This is a genomic window from Alphaproteobacteria bacterium HT1-32 (assembly GCA_009649675.1).
Lineage (GTDB): Bacteria > Pseudomonadota > Alphaproteobacteria > Rhodospirillales > HT1-32 > HT1-32.
In genome coordinates this window covers 735,113-753,365 of record WJPL01000003.1, presented here as the reverse complement: position 1 = coordinate 753,365, position 18,253 = coordinate 735,113, and the positions used below count along the sequence as shown (strand labels likewise).

The following is an 18,253-nucleotide window of genomic DNA, read 5'->3' as shown; positions in this document are numbered from 1 at the left end:
GCCGTGGTACCATGAACGGCAATGACGAACTGCCCCCGGAAAGCGCCCCGAAAAAAGACCCCAGCCTGACGCTTTTCCTTGGGCTTTACCTCCTTATTCTCGCTTTCTTTATTCTGCTGAATGCAATCTCGACAATTGAGGAGATCAAGGCTGATGCCGTGATGGACAGCCTTACCTCGACGTTCTCGACATTGCTGCCACCCGAGAGTGACCTGCGTAATTTCAACGCTGAAACCGGCGATGTACTTCAGGCGCAGGCGTTTATTGAAACATCGGCAAAACTTTTCGAGACTCTTATTCCTGCGGTGAAAGTTACCGTTGTTCAGCCGGGCGAGCAGATGCAGGCCGTGTTCCCGGTCAACAGTCTGTTTTTTGAGGGCAAGGCGGAGCTGCGTCCCGGCAGTTCCCGTGATCAGCTGTTTGATGGTATCATCGCAGTTATCAGTTCCCGTCCTGATACGCTTCGTTTTGAAATGGATGTTCTGATCGGGGCTGTCTATCTGAACGGGCGGACATTACCGATTGCGCCGACTCTGGAAAGCCGTCGCCTTGGAGCCATTGCCCGCGAATATACATCTCGTGGCGGGCCGCCAGACAGTATTTCGGTCGGGCTTCATCCCGGAGATTCCGACGAAGTCCGGATTCTGTTTTCTGTTCGGCCCCGTGGTGATGCGGTACTCAATCTGGAGGCGCCGCAGTCATGAGCCATGACACACCCGCCAAAAAGGAAGAAGCCAGCGTTGCATGGATGATCACATTCGCTGATCTTGTCTCTCTGATGCTGACTTTCTTCGTCATGCTGTTTTCCATGTCATCGGTGAAGGTTGATGTCTGGGAGAAGATGATTGACGCACTGAACCGCACCGTCGCCCCGACTGAGGTTCTTCGTGACACACCGCCGGCCGCACCGCTCAATATCGCAAAGACATTTCGCAAGCGTGCGATCAATCTGGATTACCTGAATGCAGTGCTGCGGGAAAATATTGCTGATGATCCGATCCTTGGCGAAAGCCGGATCAACATGATGGCGGATCGGATGGTGATATCATTACCGGGCCGGATTCTGTTCGACCTCAACAGTGCGGTGTTGCGTGATGATGCCCGCGCTGCGGTATTCCGGCTGGGCGGACTTTTGAGGAATGTGGGTAACCAGCTTGCGGTCGGCGGGCATACAGACCCGGCACCACCACAAAGTGGCGCCTTTCCGTCAAACTGGGAGCTGTCGCTGGCCCGGGCCGGGGCGGTGGTGAACGAACTGAGCCGGGCAGGTTATGAGGACGCGATTTACGCCTTCGGATTTGCCGACAGCCGGTTTGCGGATGTGCCGCTGACGATGCCCGAAGAGCAGCGGTTTGAAGTGGCCCGGCGTGTCGACATCATTGTTCTGCAGACTGTGCAGGGGGGCTATTGATGCGCTTCCTGGTCAGTCTCGTCGTCTTTATGTCCATGCTGATGGCAGCCAGCGCCTCAGCACAAACGCCGGTGGAAACCCGGGGCGGGGTACATGATGGCTATGGCCGGCTGGTGTTCAACTGGCCGCAACCGGTTGTTTTCGAGGCGCGGATTGAAGGCAATGAACTGGTGGTGGAATTCACTCAGCCGCTCAGTTCTGATCTGGCACCGGCGATACGTCTGCTGCGGCAGTATGTTTCTGACGGGCGTATCGCTGGCCGGCAGGCGCGTTTCACGCTGACCCGGCCGGTTGATATTCGCAGTTTTGGATCCGGAACCTCCGTGGTCGTTGATGTCGTGAACCCTCCGGGAACCAGCCCGCCGGCCTCAGGGCGGGCGGCTGCGCCTGCGGGGCCACCGCTGATCGGTGTGCGGACCGGTGAGCATGAGCGATATAGCCGGGTGGTTTTTGACTGGTCGCGAACCATTGATTATGCGGTGGACCAGCAAGACGACAAGGTTGTCGTCAGGTTCGGTGCGCCGGGGCGCATTGATGCCGCTGCGCTTTCCCGGTCGCTGCCGAAGAATATCCGTTCGGTCAGTGCAGCAGGAGGTGGCAACCTCTCGGTTACACTGAACGTGGCTGATGGTATCCGGCTCCGGCATTTCCGGTCCGGTCCAAAGATCGTGGTTGATGTCCTCAGTGATGGCAGTGCGCCTGCCGAGCCTGCACCGCAGGTGGCAGGCAAGACGCCTGAGCCTTCCGTCCCGACACCTCCCGCAGCACCACCAGAGCCGGCACCGGCTGCGGCCCAGCCGAAACCGCTGGGTGAGCCTGTTGTGCTGGTGCCGCGCAAGTCAGCTGATGCTGAACTGGCCGCTCCGTCTGTTTCTCCTGCCGCACCGGCAGCGCCAGAGGCAGAACAGCCGGTGGCTACAGGGCCTTCGGTCAGCCTCAGTTTTGAATGGCGTGATCCGGCGGCAGCGTCGATCTTTATGCGTAATGGATTCCTCTGGGTCGTCTTTGACCGTAAACGGGAATTCGATCTGGCTTTGCTGAAGCGGCTGGGCGCCGATGTGGCGACGGATATTCAGCAGTTGCCCGGTGAGCGCGGCAGTGCGGTGCGCATGTCGATTCCGCCGGGATATGCCCCGCAGGTTCGCAAGGACGGGTTGCTGTGGATTGTTGATGTTGCGCCGGGGAAACTGAAACCACAGCAGCCGATTGCTGTCATTCCGCAGGTTGGTCTGGCATCCGGGTCACGTATTCTGCTGCCCGTACCGGAACCGGCTGCACCAGTGCAGTTCGTTGATCCTGATGTGGGTGACCGGATTACCGCGATTCCGGTTGTCCCGCTTGGTTCCGGTGTGGTCCAGATGCGCGACCTGCGGGATATGCGTATTCTGCCGTCTGTGCAGGGCATCGCACTGATCGCATTTGCGGATGATATTGTCATTCAGCCGACGCGAACCGGTGCCGTCATCACCCGGCCGAGTGGTCTGGCCCTGTCGGTTGAGAACAAGGAAGTCGAGGGAGAATCGCTTGGCGGGACCGGAAATGCGTCACGCATCTTCGATTTGCCGGTCTGGGTCGGCAACGGCAGTTTTCTGGGTAACAAGCAGCGTCTCTATAATGCGGTTGCGACATCACGGGGCAGTCAGCGGGATCCGGCGCGTCTGGAACTGGCCCGGTTCTACTTTGCCAATGGTCTGGGTGCCGAGACGCTGGGTGTCCTGGCGCTGATGGCGGAATCTGATCCGGAAATTCTGTCGGATCCGGCTTTCCGGGCGTTGCGTGGGGGCGCGCGGTTACTGAACAATAATCTGCCGGGGGCACGGGAAGACCTTTTTCATGAGCGTCTGGATGGTGTCGATGAAATAGAGCTCTGGCGAGGCGCGGTGCTGGCCCGTGAAGGGGATCTGCAACGGGCTGGTCTGCCTATGCGCTCGGGCGGGGCCATTCTTGCGGACTATCCGGAGACGGTGAAGCGAAAGCTGGCCCTGCTGGGTGCCGAAGCAACGCTGGCCCTGGGTGATGCCAAAAGCGCCGAGGAATTCCTGCGGATGCTGGAACAGGAAAACCCGACGGCCCGTGATCAGGCGAAACTGCAGCGTCTGCAGGGGGCGCTGGCAGAACTGACCGGCGATTATGAGGAAGCGATTGCGAAATGGGAGAAGGTCGAGAACGGGCCGGATCGTTATGCCCGCTCCCGGGCCGCACTGGCACGTATCGAACTGTTGTTCCGGACCGAAGAAATCAATGCCAGCAAGGCGACCGAAGAGCTTGAAAAACTGCGCTTTGTCTGGCGGGGTGATGCGTTTGAATTCCAGTTACTGCGCCGGATGGGGGATTTTTATCTGGAAGCCGGGAATTACCGGCAGGCGCTGGAGACCTACAAGTCACTGGTCAGCAATTTCCCGTCGAAACCTGAATCAAAGGCGGTAACGCAGCTGATGAAGGATATCTTCGAGAACCTGTATCTGAATGATGCCGCCGATGCGATACCCCCGGTGACGGCGATCTCCCTCTATAACGAGTTTCGGGAGCTGACGCCGGGTGGGGAACGGGGCGATGAACTGATTCGCAAGCTGGCAGACCGTTTGGTCGGCGTGGATTTGCTGCCGCAGGCAGCCCGTATTCTCCGGGACCAGATTGAGACGCGGCTGACCGGTGTTGAAAAAGCACGGGTCGGCACGCGACTGGCGCTGATCCAGTTGCTTGATCGCAAACCCGACGCAACCGTTGCAGCACTGGATGACAGCCAGATTGAGGATATGCCGGAAGAACTGGTTGAACAGCGCCGTCATATCCGGGCCAGAGCCCAGATCGAGCAGGATAATTTCGAGGGCGCGCTTGTCACCCTTGATAATGACGGCAGCAAGGACGCTAATCTGTTGCGGGCGGAAGCCTATACGGAAATGAAGGACTGGCGCCGGTCGGCGGTAATCTTTGGCCGTCTGGTGGGCCCGATTGACCGGCGGGGCGAGATATCAACGGAGACGGCGCAATATGCGCTGAACTGGGCGATTGCGCTGGCGCTGGCGGCAAACGAGGAAAAACTGCGGGATTTGCGGACCCGTCTTGGTGATGCCATGAACAAGACAGAACTGGCAGAAGCCTTCCAGCTGATTACATCGGCAGCCAGCAAGGGCCTGATTGATTACAGGACGATTCAGAATCAGGTGAAGGATGTCGAGCAGTTCCAGGCTTTCATGACAAACTATCGTGACCGCCTGAAGGGCGGTGGCCTGAGTGCCATCAACTGACGGGGCTTTCGTTCGGCATTCGGGGCTTTAAGAAAATTCCTCGGGAGTGTCTGGAAACTGTCATAAAAATAATTACGTTTTTCCCTTGCATCCGGTGCGGGAATGCCTCACAAACCCGCGCTTTCGGACCACCCCTTCCCTTGGGAGTCGTCAATGGACCATTCTGCTTTTCAAGACCATCAGGACAGCCACGAAAATTCGGTTGAAACCGAAACGAACTGGCCGTCGACAGAAAACGAATCTGACTTCTTCGTCGAAAAAGACGGATTGAAGTTTGCCGGTACGCATCTGCTGCTGGACTTGTGGGGCGCAAGTAATCTTGACAACCCCGATCAGATTGGTGCTTCGCTGGAAGAAGCTGCTCTGGCGTCCGAAGCGACGATCCTGCACACCCATATGCATCATTTCACGCCGACCGGTGTGTCCGGTGTTGTGGTGCTGGCTGAATCGCATATCAGCATCCACACATGGCCGGAGCGCGACTTTGCTGCGGTTGACGTATTCATGTGCGGTGCCTGCGACCCGTATAAGGCGGTGCAGGTCATCAAAAAGGCATTCAAGCCTTCACATATCGGCTTCTCGGAACATCGCCGGGGCCTTCTCCCTTGACGGAGTGGGTTTCGGAGACGCTGCATGATGGATATCAGCAGCGGTTTGAGGTGAGCAAAGTCCTGTTTTCGGAGAAAACCGAATTTCAGGACATGGTGATTTTCGAGAATCCCAAGTTCGGCCGGGTGCTGGTGCTGGATGGTGTTATCCAGACCACCGAAAAGGACGAGTTCATCTATCATGAGATGATGGTGCATACTCCGCTGCTGGCCAATGGCGCAGCGAAACGTGTGCTGATCATCGGTGGTGGTGATGGCGGCTGTCTGCGGGAAGCTCTGCGTCATCCGGGTGTTGAGAAAGTCACGATGGTGGAGATTGATCCGACGGTGGTCGATCTCAGCCGTGAATATCTGCCGAAGCATTCTGAGGGTGCTTTTGACGATCCGCGGACTGATCTGGTAATCGCAGACGGCCTCAAATATGTTGCCGAAAGCGACGAGAAGTTTGATGTCATCATCGTTGATTCAACGGATCCCATCGGGCCGGGCGAGGTACTGTTTACCGATGCCTTCTATCGTGACTGCAAAGCGCGCCTGACTGATAACGGAGTCATGGTCACACAGAACAGCGTGCCCTTTTTGCAGCCGGGTGCCTTCCGGCCTGCCCTGAACAGGCTTCAGGCGATTTTCCCCTGTTCGACCTGCTTTGCGATCAGTGTGCCGACTTATATCGGTGGTCATATGACGCTTGGTTTCTCAACCATGAATCCGGGTCTTGCGTCTGTACCGGTTGAGCAGCTTCGCAGCCGTTTTGCAGCCCTGCAGATGAAAACCCGTTACTACACGCCGGACCTGCATCTGGGTGCATTTGCCCTGCCGCGTTTCATTCTCGATCTGCTGGACTGACCTGGCATCTGGTTTCAGCCATCTTCAATGATAGCTATTGCCAGCGCCCGACCTGAGAGCCACGCCTCCTCGACGCGGGGGCCTCGCAGCCAGTCGCCGCAGGCACCGACTCTCCGGTCATTCAGATAGAGACAATCCTGACCGAGAGCTTTTGTCACCCGGGCATACCGCCACCGGTGGCCACGCAGATAATCCGTGTCGATGCGGGTTTTGATGAGGCTCTGAAATGCCTCAACCAGTCTGCGTGCAGCGTCCGGGCGTTCCAGCTCCAGATTGTCCGCTGACCATTCTGCGGTCGCATGCAGCACAAAACCGGTTTGTGTATTACTGGTTTGCTGCCGGGCTGCCCACGACAGTACGGGGTCCGCAATGAAGGCACTCGACCAGCCGGTTGTCAGAGCGGCTTTGGTCGTGAACCAGGCTGCCCAGCAGGGAGCGTAAGCGGTGCTTTCAGCGGCAGTCCTTACAGGCCTGACTTCCGTTAGAAGTGACGCTGTCTGAGGGGCCGGAAGGGCAACGGCAAGATGATCAAACGGCCCGATAGTCTGACCGGCCCGGTCCGATAGTAACCACTTGCCCCTGATCTGCTCTGCCCGCGTTATCTCAATGCCGCAGTGTACGGCAAGGTCTTGTGCCATGGACCGGGCGAGGTCGTTGATTGCCGGTGCGCCTGTGTAACGTCTGGTCGCAGGAGGTGTGGTGTCGGGCGTGCCGAGTTGAGCAGGTTGTTCTGACATCTCGATGATCAGGCCACGGGTTTTCCACTGTTCAACCAGGGCTGCAAACTCCGGATCACGGGCGGTGAAAAACTGGGCGCCATGATTGAACAGACCCTGTTCATTGCGTCGCGTACTTATGCGGCCACCAGCCGTACGTCCCTTGTCAAAGACATGTACGTCATACCCGGCTGAGGTAAGTGTCCGGGCGCAGGACAGGCCAGCGATGCCGGCACCAATGACGGCGATCTTTGTATCTGCATTTGTCATGTTATCGAGATGATCCTTCCCCCGTGCCGGATCAAGCTTTATGCATGAAGCCATCATCTTTTGCAGACTGGGGAGACAGATGGAGGGATCAATGCAGATGGAATGGCCGGATCAGCTGTTCGCCAAGCTGATCGAACTGAATATCCGGCAGGTTGCCTATGTTCCGGATGCGGGGCATGCCCGGCTGATTGAATCATGTCGCAACGAAGATAGCATGAAAGCGATTCCTCTGACGACGGAGGAAGAAGGTATTGCGCTGCTGGCTGGCGCCTGGCTTGGCGGAGAGCGCGGCGTGCTGCTGATGCAGTCCAGTGGTGTCGGTAACTGCGTCAATATGCTGTCACTGGCGGCGACTTGCCGGTTTCCGCTGCTCATGCTGGTCACGCAGCGCGGTGAATGGGCGGAGTTCAATCCCTGGCAGATTCCAATGGGACAGAACTCGGGTGCGGCTATCGAAATGATGGGCGGGCTGGTTTACCGGGTCGATGACACGAACGAGTTATGCGAGACGGTTGATGGCGCCGGCAGCCTTGTCTTTAACGGCAATCGCAGTGCGGCGGTACTGATGTCTCAGCGCATGATCGGGAGGAAGGTATGGTAAGCAACGGAACAATGCTGAAACGGCGTCCGGCGGTCTCCCGTCTGCTTGCGGGCAGGGATCAGGTGGCGGTTGTCTGTGGTCTCGGGTCGGCCTGCTGGGATGTGGCCGCTGCCGGCGATCATGATCTGAATTTCTATCTCTGGGGAGCCATGGGGGGTGCCAGCCTGATGGGACTGGGGCTGGCACTGGCACAACCGGACCGGCCGGTTCTGGTACTGACCGGCGATGGCGAGATGCTGATGGGGATTGGCGGACTGGCAACCATCGGTGTTCAGCGTCCGAGAAATCTCACGATCGCGGTCATCGATAACCAGCGTTATGGTGAAACCGGTATGCAGCACAGTCATACGGCGTCCGGCGTAAGCCTGACAAAGATTGCCGAAGGTTGTGGCTTCCGGCGGACTCTGCCGGTTTCGACGGAGGCTGATCTGGACATGCTGAGGGCGCAGATTCACGGGCTTGACGGCCCGGTCTTTGCCCAGATTCGTGTCGATGTGACGGATGATCCGAGGGTTCTGCCTACCCATGACGGTGTAGAGCTGAAGAACCGGTTCCGTCGTGCCGCCGGTGTTGAATAAAGGGCTGAACTGACTCTGTTCCGGTAAGGCTGGCATTACCCGCTTGGGTTTTCTGGCAGGTATGGATTACCCTGCATCAGGGAAGGCGAACAGGGAGGGGAATATGGCGAGACTGCTTGCCCGGCTGGGAATCGGGGCAATGGTCATTTTTGGCATTGTGGCATTGTTTGTACCGGGGCTGGTACCAAAAGCGATGCCACCTTACGACAAGGTTCTGCATTTCAGCTTTTTCTTTGTCGCGGCTTTGCTGGCCGGGTTCAGTGTTGGAAGCCTGACCGGAGCAATGATTTTCGGGGCAGTCCTGATTTTGGGCGGGATGCTGGTTGAGGTGGTTCAGGGTGCCTCCGGCGGCGGACGAACGGCTGAACTGATGGATGCGGTTGTGAATGCGGCAGGGGCTGCTTCCGGTGTTCTGATTGTCTTTCTGCTGAAACGTCGAGGTGGTGGCGCTGCCGGGGAGGTTGTCGATGCTGCCCCGTCATCGCGCATGATCCGGACAGTACGTGCAGCTTATCTGGATGCCCGGTCAAGGTCGGCAACGGACAAGGAATGTCTGCGCGCTGCTGTTCTGGCCTATCAGCATTTTCGCCCTGAAGATGACGAAGCGAAGGCGCGGCGGGAAATCGTCAGGATGCTTGAGAATATTGACTGAGCGACGCTATTCGAGGGTCTTGTTCAGAGAATAGCTGAAACCACGATTGAACGGCAGAATCCGGGTGATGTAGAGATCAACCCAGGTCCCGACTTCTGCCACAGTCGATTTCGGGACATAGAGTACATCATATTGCTGAAGAGGTACGTCCGCTTCTGTGCCGGTGCCGGAGAGGATGGCAGCAACGTCGATGACTTTCAGCATCGGCTGGTCATCTTCGGAGCGACGGATCAGGGCGACGGTTGAGCGGTTTGCCGTGTCTTCAAAGCCGCCAGCGGTGAACAAGGCCTCAACCACTCCGATTCGGCCTGTATAAGTAAATATACCGGGATTTCCTACCTCGCCACCAACCACGAACTTCATCGGGCCTATGGTCCGGGGAATGACAGTGATGTCGGGTTCCTTGAGTTCGGAAAGGTATTTATTTTCAAGATCTTGAGCCAGTTCCTCCGGAGCTTTGTCAGCCGCGGAAGCCGCACCTACAAGGGGGAGTACAATCCGGCCATCGGGGAGGATCGTGACATCCTGATTCAATTCGGGAGAATAGGGGTGAACGATGCTCAATTGATCCCCCGTCTGGAGCCTGTAGGCAGGCTGGGCGTCACTCCAGGCGAGAAAACGAGAGCTGCTCTGCTGGGGGGCTGTCGTTGAGCATCCCGCAGAGGTGAAAGCAAAGATGACGCAACCTGCAAACAGCGTAACAAGACGAGACGGTTTCTTGTCGTGCCCGGTTGTCCGGATTTTGCAGGATAGGTCTTTCAACAGGTATCGCCTCTGGTCAGATATCTGGATGAATTCCGATATCGGATGGTCAGACCGACCCATCCGAATCGGTGATATTGTCGGATTGAAATGAACGCGCCGCAACCCGTCAAAGGACAAGCTTCGTCCGAAGGCCGGCGACAGCAGAGCCGTAGCCACGGTGCGCCCCCCGCCTATGGCCTGCGAGATCTGCTGACGGAAATTTTTTATAACCGGTCGCTGGTAATGGCGACCCTGATGATTCCGATTGTTGCAGGGATTGCGGCCAGCTTTTTCCTGCCGACCATCTATGACGTTACCGCACGATTGCTGGTGCTGGTCAGTCGTGAACATGTGGCCGGGGGTGAGTTGGGGTCAGCGGGCTTTGGTCAGTCTTTTGATGCACAGGCCCGTATTGTTCAGGCAGAAGCCCAGATTCTGCGCAGTCGTGCCCTGCGGGAGGCTGCTGTCAACAGGATTGGTCCGGAAAAGATATACCCGAAGATTGCCGCCGGTATTGGCCCGGACGACCCGAACACCCTGAAGATCAAGGCGGCGGAAGAGCTGGATCAGGATCTCGAAATTCAGCTGGTTCCTAGTACCAACGTCATATCGATCAATTACGAACATCCCTCACCACAGATTGCGGCTGATCTGGTGAATATCCTGATCGAACTGTATCTGACCCAACGTCAGGATATCTTTTCGGATGTCACGCCGGAAGTCCTGACGGAGGAACTGAACCGTCTCGAACGTGAAATTGTTGATGTGGATACCCGTCTGGCAAGTCTCCGGGAACTGACCGGAGTCAGTGATCTGGATGTTCAGCGGGCTGCCCTGATCGGTCGTTACAATCAGCTTGAAACCCAGCAGATCGGTGCCGGCGTCGATACGGAGGCGCTGTTCGCCAAGGTGGCGGAACTGGAACGTTCGATCAGCCGGATTCCGGAGACAGTCGATTTGTTTGTCGAAGACGGCAACACGGATGCGCTGAACAATGCCATGGATTCCGTGCGGCAACTGGAGCAGGAGCGTGCCCGGCTGGCTGACCGGTATCGTGAGGGCAGCCGGTTCATTCGCGAAATTGATGAGCGTCTTGATGTGGCACGTCGTATTCTTGAAACCTTCCGCGCAATCCGTCTTGACCGGGAACGCAAGGGCCGCAATACGGTCTACGACTCACTGTTACAGCAGATCATTCTGCTGGAAGGTGAACGCCAGTCGGTTGAAGCGAAACTTGGTGCGCTCGAATCCGCCCTTGATATCACACAGAAACAGCTGCGCGATCTCGATGATGCGGAAAGCAGCTACCGCCAGCTGCAGCTGAAACGTATCGTGCTGGTTGAAAGCTATACCCAGTATGCCGGCAGGGTTCAGCAGGAACGTCTGGCGCGGGCACTGGAAAGCGCGTTCGAAGATCCGACAATCCGGGTCATTGAGCAGGCTCAGGTTCCGGTTGAAGGCCGTAACATCCGGATACAGGTTCTGTTCCTCTCCTTCATCGTCGGTATCGGTCTGACTGCTGCTGTGATCTATGTCCGCGCTATCAGCCGTGCGGTCTTCATCAGCGCAGAGGGCGCACATCGGGCTCTTGACCTGCATGTCTTTGCGATCGACGAGAAACGGTCCAGTGGCCCGCTCAATCTGTTCATGGAAATGAACCGGCTCTATTTCATGCTCGACCCACCGATCGCAGATGATTATTGCGTCATCATGCAGATTGTCGGCGCGGCCCCCGGTGAAGGCTCGTCGACGATAGCGCGGGAATTTGCGCTGGTTGCGGCACAGCAGATTGCCGGTGACGTGCTGCTGCTTGACCTGAACACATCGGGGCGTGGCCAGTTCGATGTCATTGCCGAAGAACTGTCAGACCGGTTTGGCGATCCCGGACCTGCTGAAGATACCACCGTCAGCACGCGGTCGCTGTGGCGGGCCAGTTCGCAGGCACTGGATCAGGGCCGTCAGATTGTCGATATGTCCCTGCATCGGCTGGGTGCTTCAAACCTTATCGTCAGCCGGATTGATCCGGAGAGTGTTGCGGCTTCCGGGACAGTTCAACTGAGCACCAGCGACCGTTTCTGGCATTCGCTGCATGGTAATTTCCGGCTGGTGATTATCGATTCCCCGTCGCTGATCCGCAATTATGACGGTCTGACGGTCAGCAAGCGGGCCGATGCCAGCATGCTGGTGATTTCGGCGGAACGTACCCGCAAGCCGGTGGCCGAACTGTTGCGCGACCGGGTGACGGAAAATGACGGTTATGTCAGTGCTGTGATCTTCAATGGCCGTCGTCGCTATATCCCCTCAATCTTCTACCGGTTGCTGTAATGCCCGGGGCCGTCACTGACGGTCTGGCAAGGCGTCGGCTTGGCGGGTTGCCGGTGGTTCTTGCATCACGTCAGATGCTGGCAAAGCAGATGCGGCTGGATTGCGAAGCTGCCCGGTCCGGAAGCCGTCAATATCCCCGGATTGCTTTCAGTGCGAATGGTCATTCACTGGCCCTGAACCACACCGACCCTGCTTTTTCAGAGCTGCTGGCCGCAGCTGATATCATCCATGCGGATGGTCAGCCGCTGGTTTTGTATTCCCGCCTGACCGGCAGCGAGGCAATCCCGGAGCGATCGGCAACAACGGACTTTTTCCATGATGCGGCCCGGCTTGCGAGTGAGCAGGGGCTACGCTTCTATTTCCTCGGCGCAGACGGGCAGACATCAGAAGCTGCGGTTGCTGCTGTCAGGCATCAATACCCTGAACTGATTATCGCCGGATCAAGGGACGGCTATTTTCCGGATGAGGACTTTCCCGCTGTTGCAGCAGAAGTTGCGGCAACGAGACCCGATGTCGTCTGGGTTGGCCTGGGGCGCCCGAAGCAGGAACGGTTCTGTGTTCTGATGCGGGAGCAGCTGTCAGGTGTTGGCTGGCTGAAAACCTGTGGCGGCCTGTTCGGGCATCTTGCCGGAGCCGAAAAGCGTGCCCCCGGCTGGATGCAGTCTGCCGGGTTGGAATGGCTGTACCGTCTGATGCAGGACCCGGTCGGCAAAGGATGGCGTTATCTCGTCACAAATGTGATTGCCGCCTGGTGTCTGCTGACCCGGTCAGAGCGCTAGAGATGCGAACCTCACTGGTTCAGATCGTGACGCAGATGGAAGCGGGCGGGGCACAGCGTTGTGCCATTGAAAACGCCCGTGTCTATCTGTCAGACGGGTTGCCCGTGGAGACATGGTTTCTTTACCGGAAACGGGGCGCGTTCGAGGATGAAGCGGCTGTTGTTTGCCTGATGGATCATCCACCTGCCGGGACCCTCGATTATCTCCGGATTTTTGTCCGGCTCTGGTGTCGCCTGTGCAAGACACGCCCGCGGACGGTGATTACCTACAGCCATTATGCCAATGTTTTCGGTTGTCTGTTTGCTGCTTTGTCCGGCGTTCCAAACAGATGTGCAAACCAGACGGGTCTGCCGTCGCGTATTCCGGCGATGGCGCGTCATCTCGATCTGTTGTTCGGAACGATCGGTGTTTATTCCGCCGTGATCTCCAATTCTGTAACGACTCACGCCGCATTGCAGGATCGTCCGGATGGCTATGTCCGCCGGTTGCAACTGGTGCCAAATGGGGTCGCACGCCCGCCGGTCTTCCCGGGATCACGGGCTGAGGCCCGGCAGAGCTTCAACCTTACCGCAGATATCTGTGTCATCGTGACGGTTGGCCGGTTGGCGGATGTCAAAAATCATCAGCGATTAATCCGGGCTGCGGCCGGGCTTGAGGGGCTGGTTCTGCTGATTGCAGGTGATGGCGAATGTCGTACCGGTCTTGAGCAGATGATATCCGGTCTGGGTAAGCATAGTACTACCCGGTTGCTGGGGGAGGTCATGCCCCGTGACCTTGGACGACTGTTCGCAGCGGCTGATGCTTTCATCCTGCCATCGCTTTGGGAAAGCTTCGGGCTGGCACCGCTGGAAGCCGCGGGTGCGGGATTGCCGATTGCGGTCTCTGATATCCCGGCGATGCGGGAGGTGGCGGGAGAACCGGAAGCCGGGAATGCGTTGTTCTTCAATCCGGAAAGCGAGGAGGATATCCGATCTGCGCTGACCCGCCTGCGCGATGACAGGGAGCTTCGGGCACGTCTGTCGCGGCAGTCTCTGACGTTGGCCGATGCATATAGCGTTGGTGCCATGGCGGAAGGTTTTCTGCGGGCGTCTGGTCATGACGGCTGAATCTTCGCTCAGGGCCGGGGTTGTCTGGTCTGCCGGGGGCAGGGGGCTCTCGGCTGTGGCCAATCTGGCGGCGCTGATCATTTATGCCCGTCTGCTGGGGCCAGAAATGTTTGGCCTGTTTGCGCTTTGTCAGGCTGCTGCGGTGATTCTGCATAATGGCCTGTTTCACTGGCTTGAAAGCTCGATCCTACGGTTTTTGCCGACGGCAGCTTCCGGTCGGGGTGATCTGCAACGCAGTCTGCTTTTCGGCTATCTCATCAGTTTCACCCTGCTTGCCGGTTTTCTCGCAGTCCGGCTGCTGGACCTGAAGAACGGCCTCCTGCCAGCCTGGGTGGCGGGGCTGATCCTGCCCGCAATCCTGATGGCGGCAGGTGAGGCGATTGCCGCCGGTACGGCAGAAGCCCAACGGGCGACAGGTGGGGTACGTCGCTTTGCGGGTCTGGTTCTTCTGAGATCACTGGGTGCGCTGGTACTGGCCATCGTCAGCATTCAGGAATTCGGGCCGACAGTGACAGCGGCGGTGTACGGACACGCAGCCGGTTGTCTGATCGCGGGATTTGTGGGGCTGCTGATCTGGCCGGATACCCGCAAGTCGCCGGAGGCAGGAGAAAGCCTGCCCGCAGTTGGCGGACTGCGCGAAATCTGCCGTTACGGGGCACCTTTGTCTGTCTCGCTGCTGGCCCGGCTTGCCACACAGCGTGTCGACAGGTTTGTGATTGCCGCACTGCTTGGTGTTGAAGCTGTCGGCATTTATACGGTTGCTTACGACCTTGCCCGTCGCTCTATCGGCGTGCCCCTGTCACTGGTTAATCTGGTGACCTACCCACGAATGGCAGCAGCTTATGACCGTGGTGATAAAGCAACGGTTCTTGAACTGGGGCGGCGTAACTGGCTGGGGCTGGTGCTGGTTGGTATCCCTCTGGCTTATGGCCTGATGGTTGTGTCGTTCTCTGCGATACCACTGATCTTCGGGTGTGAATTTGTCGGGGACGTGACAGTAAACATTGTCGCTCTGGCTGCCCTGGCAATTTTGATTGAGGCAATCCGAAGCCAGCATTTCGATATTTCCCTGATGCTGGTTCGCCGGACCGGCGCACTGGCTGTGATCAGTCTTTTGTCTCTGGTGATGGCAATCGTCTCGGTTTGGTTTCTGACCCGCTGGCTCGGGTTGTCGGGGGCTGCCGCCGCAACCTGCCTGACAGCTCTTATGGCGCTGGCTTTATCGGTGGCTGTCGGCTGGCGGGAATTACCCATGCCAGTGGATGGTGCACAGCTTCTCTCGGTCATCATCCTGTCGGCCATGATGGCTCTGGGGGTGGCTGTGTTCAGCCTGTTTGTTTCCGGCTGGCCCGGTTTGTTGGGTCAGATTGGCGTTGGTGCTATCCTGTTTAGCATTATGGCGCTCCGGCGCAGGTCTGCCGGACTGAGCGAATTGACGGGCTGGAAGATATAATGGCAGTCAGGCAGCAGCAGAAAGGCGGATACCCCAGCGAAGTGCGTTCTGCTGCGCTGGACCGTAACCCCGGCAGTTTCGAGCTCTGGCTGGCGGGCATTGTGTTTCTGTTTGCCTCCGGCCTGCTGGATCCGAAGCTGGCACCGGAGGTTGGCGGCCTCAAGATCAATGATTTCTTCGTGGCCATCGGCACGGCGGTCGGCTGGAGTATCCTGCTGACAAAAATGCGGGGGGGATTTCGCTGGATTGATCATCATCTCGCAATCCCGATTGTTGCCTTTTACCTGTTTGTTGGCATTTCGATCCTGTGGAGCGGACAACCCGGACAGGCGGCAGCCCGATATATCGGGTTTGTGCTTGTTACCGGCTGGACGGTCTATCTGACGCTGCGTTTTGAATTCAGGGTTCTGCTGCGCATCATCGTTACGACCTTCATAGCAATCGGTGTTGTTTCCGCGCTGCTGGCCATTTTTGTTCCGTCAATCGGGACCATGGAAGCCTACTACCATCAGGGGGACTGGAGCGGCATCTACCGGCAGAAGAATTCGCTGGGCCGGCAGATGACGCTGCTTATTCTCATGTCAGTCTTCATGCTGTTTTATTACCGTGAGAAGGGGCTGGCCTGGGTTGGCTTGATTGTCGGCCTGATTGTGTTGCCGAACACCGGATCCCGGACATCGCTGGTCATTACGGCCATCGGTTTGCTTTGTCTGGTCTTCCTGCTGCTCCGCAGGCGACCAGTAGTGGTGCTGGGACTGATCATTGCCATTGCCTTCTCAATTCTGTCGCTGGCGTTACAGGCTGTCCTGCAACAGGATCCGCTGTTGCTGATTACCGGCGAAACCGTTGAAATTCTTGGTATTCCACTTTCCTTTACCGGCCGCATCGGACTTTGGGAATTCGCCGCCGGATTTGTCGAAAACCGGCCATATTTTGGCTATGGCTATGACGGTTTCTGGGAGGTGCCCAGGTTTGGCGGGCAACTGGTCAAGGATGAAGGCTGGCTGGCCAATGATTCGCACAACGGATTTTATGACCTTGTCCTGCAGACAGGATTTGTCGGGCTTGGTGCTTTCCTGCTGATTTACATCATGCTTCTGTTCATGGTCGGAAGGGCGGTCCGGCTGGAGAATGCTGCGCCCGCGGTCCAGTTTTCAGCGTTCTATATCATCTTCTTTTTCTTTGCGAACCTGACAGAAAGTTACCTGCTGAAAGCAACCAACGTCATCCAGCTGCTGTTCTCGCTGGCCGTCATGCAACTGGCTGTCCGGGGATCGTTGGTCATGCGCAGGTCTGGCCGGGATCCGATAGAAATTCTCCCCTCCGGCCGGGTTGTCTCAGATCAGCCTGTGGGGGAATTGCCAACAGACGAGATTGTTGGTGGCCGGGCGCGGCGACCTTTTTTCCGACCGCGCAGGATACCTGATCAATAGGCGTTTTTATCAGTCAGCACGACAAGGACTGTCCGGAACAGCACCTCGATATCCAGCGCAAGTGACCAGTTGTCTATGTAATAGAGATCGTGACGAACACGGTCTTCAAGTTTCTTCCGGGTATCGGTTTCGCCGCGAAAGCCATTGACCTGTGCCCAGCCGGTAATGCCGGGTTTGACCCGGTGACGATGGGCATAATCATCCATCACTTCATGGAAGTAGCGCCCCTCGGTCTGCGTGCCGGGCGCATGCGGGCGGGGGCCGACCAGTGACATCGTACCCAGCATAACATTGAAAAGCTGTGGCAGTTCATCAAGGCTGGTGCGCCGCAAGATACGACCGACCCGTGTAATGCGCGGATCATTCCGGGTTGCCTGTTTGAACTTCCGGGCGTCGTCGCCATCGCCATACATGCTGCGGTATTTATAGACGGTGAACGGCCGGTTGTTGAAACCCACCCGTTCCTGAATGTAGAAAACCGGGCCCCGGCTTTCCAGTTTGATGGCCAGGGCGATCAGCGCCATCACGGGAGATAGTGCTATAATGGCAATGCCGCCGATCAGCTTGTCTTCAACAGACTTGATGATCCGGTTCCATCCGCCAAGCGGGCGTTCTGCGAGAGGTGTAAACGGATCATCACTGTCTGCCACGGGGGCCCGGATTACGTCGACCGAGACAATTTTCATGCGGGCAAGCAACGATTGCACCCGGTCCGCGGTCAGGCTGGGCATGCAGATGAAAATGGTATCGACCCAGCCGTTCGATGCGAATTCCATCAATGTATTCCAGTCGCCGGCAATGGCTTCGACACCCCCGCCGAGAGCGATACGGGTGTCGCGTTCATCGAAGACACCGATGATGGCGTTGGATTCTCCGAGTTCGCCGTTTGAAATCCTGTTTGCCAACGAGACACCATCAGGGCCGGCTCCATAGATTGCCGAACGCCGGAGCGCGAACTGGGCGCGGCGTAACCGCATCGACAGCCAGTGGCGCAGCAGAAAGGAAAACGGAAGCAAAAGCAGGGAGGCGCCTATTGCAGCCAGTGTCCGGATAAAATCGGCCGAACCGAACAGTGTGAACTGAACCAGAACGAACATGCTAAAGGCAAGAAGCACCGTGATGGCGTCCCGGATGGCGCGGGAGGCATCATGTTGCAGGGCGCGCAGCAGGTAATCCCCGCTTGCCCGCCGGTTGACCATTGCGTAGCCACCGCCAATGGTCTTGATGACGATGAACAACAGTGCTGCACCACAGCTCAACAGCAAAGCGGAACTGGCATGACCGCGAAAGATCAGCAGCGTGGGAAGTGCAACAGCCAGTCCGTCCGCGATAGCAACAAGCGCCTGAAACAGCTCTGCCGGTGCCCGGTGAGGAATTGCACGGACAGGTCGCACAATCCGTTTTCTCCGGAAGTCGACCTTAACCTGTGAATCCGGAACGCCGGTTTTGCTCTTTGGGGTACTGGTTGGTTTTGCAGCCATTA

General features: G+C 57.5%; 16 protein-coding genes. 13 read left to right on the top strand and 3 right to left on the bottom strand.

The genetic code is table 11. The features are described from left to right. The first annotated feature begins 11 nt into the window (after positions 1–11). The 5 genes from GH722_19025 (at position 12) to speE (ending at position 6,113) form a co-directional block, all read left to right on the top strand. Positions 12–704, top strand: a complete 693-nt coding sequence (locus GH722_19025) for a hypothetical protein (GenBank protein ID MRG73857.1) — start codon at positions 12–14, stop codon at positions 702–704. Beyond that, the gene (locus GH722_19020) at positions 701–1,411 is read left to right on the top strand and encodes an OmpA family protein (protein ID MRG73856.1); all 711 of its coding nucleotides are present in this window, start codon (positions 701–703) and stop codon (positions 1,409–1,411) included. Before GH722_19025 ends, GH722_19020 begins: the two co-directional genes overlap by 4 nt. Beyond that, positions 1,411–4,659: a tetratricopeptide repeat protein gene (locus GH722_19015; GenBank protein ID MRG73855.1), complete on the top strand. Its 3,249-nt coding sequence runs from the start codon at positions 1,411–1,413 to the stop codon at positions 4,657–4,659. The genes GH722_19020 and GH722_19015 overlap by 1 nt, the downstream gene beginning before the upstream one ends. 153 nt (positions 4,660–4,812) lie before the next feature. After that, a complete protein-coding gene (gene speD, locus GH722_19010; protein ID MRG73854.1) occupies positions 4,813–5,268 on the top strand; it encodes an adenosylmethionine decarboxylase in 456 nt (151 codons plus the stop codon). Further along, positions 5,265–6,113, top strand: coding sequence for a polyamine aminopropyltransferase (gene speE, locus GH722_19005; protein ID MRG73853.1), 849 nt, complete (start codon positions 5,265–5,267; stop codon positions 6,111–6,113). Before speD ends, speE begins: the two co-directional genes overlap by 4 nt. 14 nt (positions 6,114–6,127) lie before the next feature. Here speE and GH722_19000 read toward each other — a convergent pair whose 3' ends face one another. Further along, a complete protein-coding gene (locus tag GH722_19000; GenBank protein ID MRG73852.1) occupies positions 6,128–7,156 on the bottom strand; it encodes an FAD-dependent oxidoreductase in 1,029 nt (342 codons plus the stop codon). Positions 7,157–7,196: 40 nt separating this feature from the next. Between GH722_19000 and GH722_18995 the strand changes: the two genes are divergently transcribed. From GH722_18995 to GH722_18985, 3 genes are all read left to right on the top strand, one after another. Continuing rightward, positions 7,197–7,700, top strand: coding sequence for a phosphonopyruvate decarboxylase (locus tag GH722_18995; protein ID MRG73851.1), 504 nt, complete (start codon positions 7,197–7,199; stop codon positions 7,698–7,700). Next, on the top strand, positions 7,694–8,278 hold the full coding sequence (locus GH722_18990; GenBank protein MRG73850.1) for an aldehyde dehydrogenase: 585 nt from the start codon (positions 7,694–7,696) through the stop codon (positions 8,276–8,278). Before GH722_18995 ends, GH722_18990 begins: the two co-directional genes overlap by 7 nt. 103 nt (positions 8,279–8,381) lie before the next feature. Then, positions 8,382–8,930: a hypothetical protein gene (locus tag GH722_18985; protein MRG73849.1), complete on the top strand. Its 549-nt coding sequence runs from the start codon at positions 8,382–8,384 to the stop codon at positions 8,928–8,930. Positions 8,931–8,936: 6 nt separating this feature from the next. Here the strand turns inward: GH722_18985 and GH722_18980 are convergent, their stop codons facing one another. Beyond that, positions 8,937–9,755, bottom strand: coding sequence for a polysaccharide export protein (locus GH722_18980; GenBank protein ID MRG73848.1), 819 nt, complete (start codon positions 9,753–9,755; stop codon positions 8,937–8,939). Between the two features lie 27 nt (positions 9,756–9,782). Here GH722_18980 and GH722_18975 point away from each other — a divergent pair, with 27 nt between their 5' ends. Genes GH722_18975 through GH722_18955 form a run of 5 tightly spaced genes read left to right on the top strand, consistent with a single transcriptional unit; the run spans position 9,783 to position 16,770 of the window. Continuing rightward, complete coding sequence (locus GH722_18975) at positions 9,783–11,999, top strand: hypothetical protein (protein MRG73847.1); 2,217 nt, start codon at positions 9,783–9,785, stop codon at positions 11,997–11,999. Beyond that, positions 11,999–12,778 (top strand): WecB/TagA/CpsF family glycosyltransferase, encoded by a 780-nt coding sequence (locus tag GH722_18970; GenBank protein MRG73846.1) that lies wholly within the window; start codon positions 11,999–12,001, stop codon positions 12,776–12,778. The genes GH722_18975 and GH722_18970 overlap by 1 nt, the downstream gene beginning before the upstream one ends. Next, positions 12,676–13,884 carry a glycosyltransferase gene (locus GH722_18965; GenBank protein ID MRG73845.1) on the top strand — a complete coding sequence of 403 codons (1,209 nt, stop codon included), beginning with the start codon at positions 12,676–12,678 and terminating at the stop codon, positions 13,882–13,884. Before GH722_18970 ends, GH722_18965 begins: the two co-directional genes overlap by 103 nt. Continuing rightward, positions 13,823–15,337: an oligosaccharide flippase family protein gene (locus GH722_18960; protein MRG73844.1), complete on the top strand. Its 1,515-nt coding sequence runs from the start codon at positions 13,823–13,825 to the stop codon at positions 15,335–15,337. Before GH722_18965 ends, GH722_18960 begins: the two co-directional genes overlap by 62 nt. Further along, complete coding sequence (locus GH722_18955; GenBank protein MRG73843.1) at positions 15,337–16,770, top strand: LPXTG cell wall anchor domain-containing protein; 1,434 nt, start codon at positions 15,337–15,339, stop codon at positions 16,768–16,770. The genes GH722_18960 and GH722_18955 overlap by 1 nt, the downstream gene beginning before the upstream one ends. Here GH722_18955 and GH722_18950 read toward each other — a convergent pair. Continuing rightward, a complete protein-coding gene (locus GH722_18950; protein MRG73842.1) occupies positions 16,764–18,251 on the bottom strand; it encodes an exopolysaccharide biosynthesis polyprenyl glycosylphosphotransferase in 1,488 nt (495 codons plus the stop codon). The genes GH722_18955 and GH722_18950 overlap by 7 nt on opposite strands. Between the last annotated feature and the right edge of the window lie 2 nt (positions 18,252–18,253).

Excerpts from the sequence above, each read along its gene's own strand:
- GH722_18985 (MRG73849.1), top strand. The coding sequence starts at position 8,382 with ATGGCGAGACTGCTTGCCCGGCTGGGAATCGGGGCAATGGTCATTTTT.
- GH722_19015 (MRG73855.1), top strand. The coding sequence starts at position 1,411 with ATGCGCTTCCTGGTCAGTCTCGTCGTCTTTATGTCCATGCTGATGGCA.
- GH722_18975 (MRG73847.1), top strand. The coding sequence starts at position 9,783 with ATGAACGCGCCGCAACCCGTCAAAGGACAAGCTTCGTCCGAAGGCCGG.
- GH722_18990 (MRG73850.1), top strand. The coding sequence starts at position 7,694 with ATGGTAAGCAACGGAACAATGCTGAAACGGCGTCCGGCGGTCTCCCGT.
- GH722_18995 (MRG73851.1), top strand. The coding sequence starts at position 7,197 with ATGGAATGGCCGGATCAGCTGTTCGCCAAGCTGATCGAACTGAATATC.
- GH722_18950 (MRG73842.1), bottom strand. The coding sequence starts at position 18,251 with ATGGCTGCAAAACCAACCAGTACCCCAAAGAGCAAAACCGGCGTTCCG.
- GH722_19020 (MRG73856.1), top strand. The coding sequence starts at position 701 with ATGAGCCATGACACACCCGCCAAAAAGGAAGAAGCCAGCGTTGCATGG.
- GH722_19025 (MRG73857.1), top strand. The coding sequence starts at position 12 with ATGAACGGCAATGACGAACTGCCCCCGGAAAGCGCCCCGAAAAAAGAC.
- GH722_18955 (MRG73843.1), top strand. The coding sequence starts at position 15,337 with ATGGCAGTCAGGCAGCAGCAGAAAGGCGGATACCCCAGCGAAGTGCGT.
- GH722_18965 (MRG73845.1), top strand. The coding sequence starts at position 12,676 with ATGGCTGTACCGTCTGATGCAGGACCCGGTCGGCAAAGGATGGCGTTA.
- GH722_18960 (MRG73844.1), top strand. The coding sequence starts at position 13,823 with ATGCATATAGCGTTGGTGCCATGGCGGAAGGTTTTCTGCGGGCGTCTG.
- GH722_19000 (MRG73852.1), bottom strand. The coding sequence starts at position 7,156 with ATGATGGCTTCATGCATAAAGCTTGATCCGGCACGGGGGAAGGATCAT.
- GH722_18970 (MRG73846.1), top strand. The coding sequence starts at position 11,999 with ATGCCCGGGGCCGTCACTGACGGTCTGGCAAGGCGTCGGCTTGGCGGG.
- GH722_18980 (MRG73848.1), bottom strand. The coding sequence starts at position 9,755 with ATGGGTCGGTCTGACCATCCGATATCGGAATTCATCCAGATATCTGAC.
- speD (MRG73854.1), top strand. The coding sequence starts at position 4,813 with ATGGACCATTCTGCTTTTCAAGACCATCAGGACAGCCACGAAAATTCG.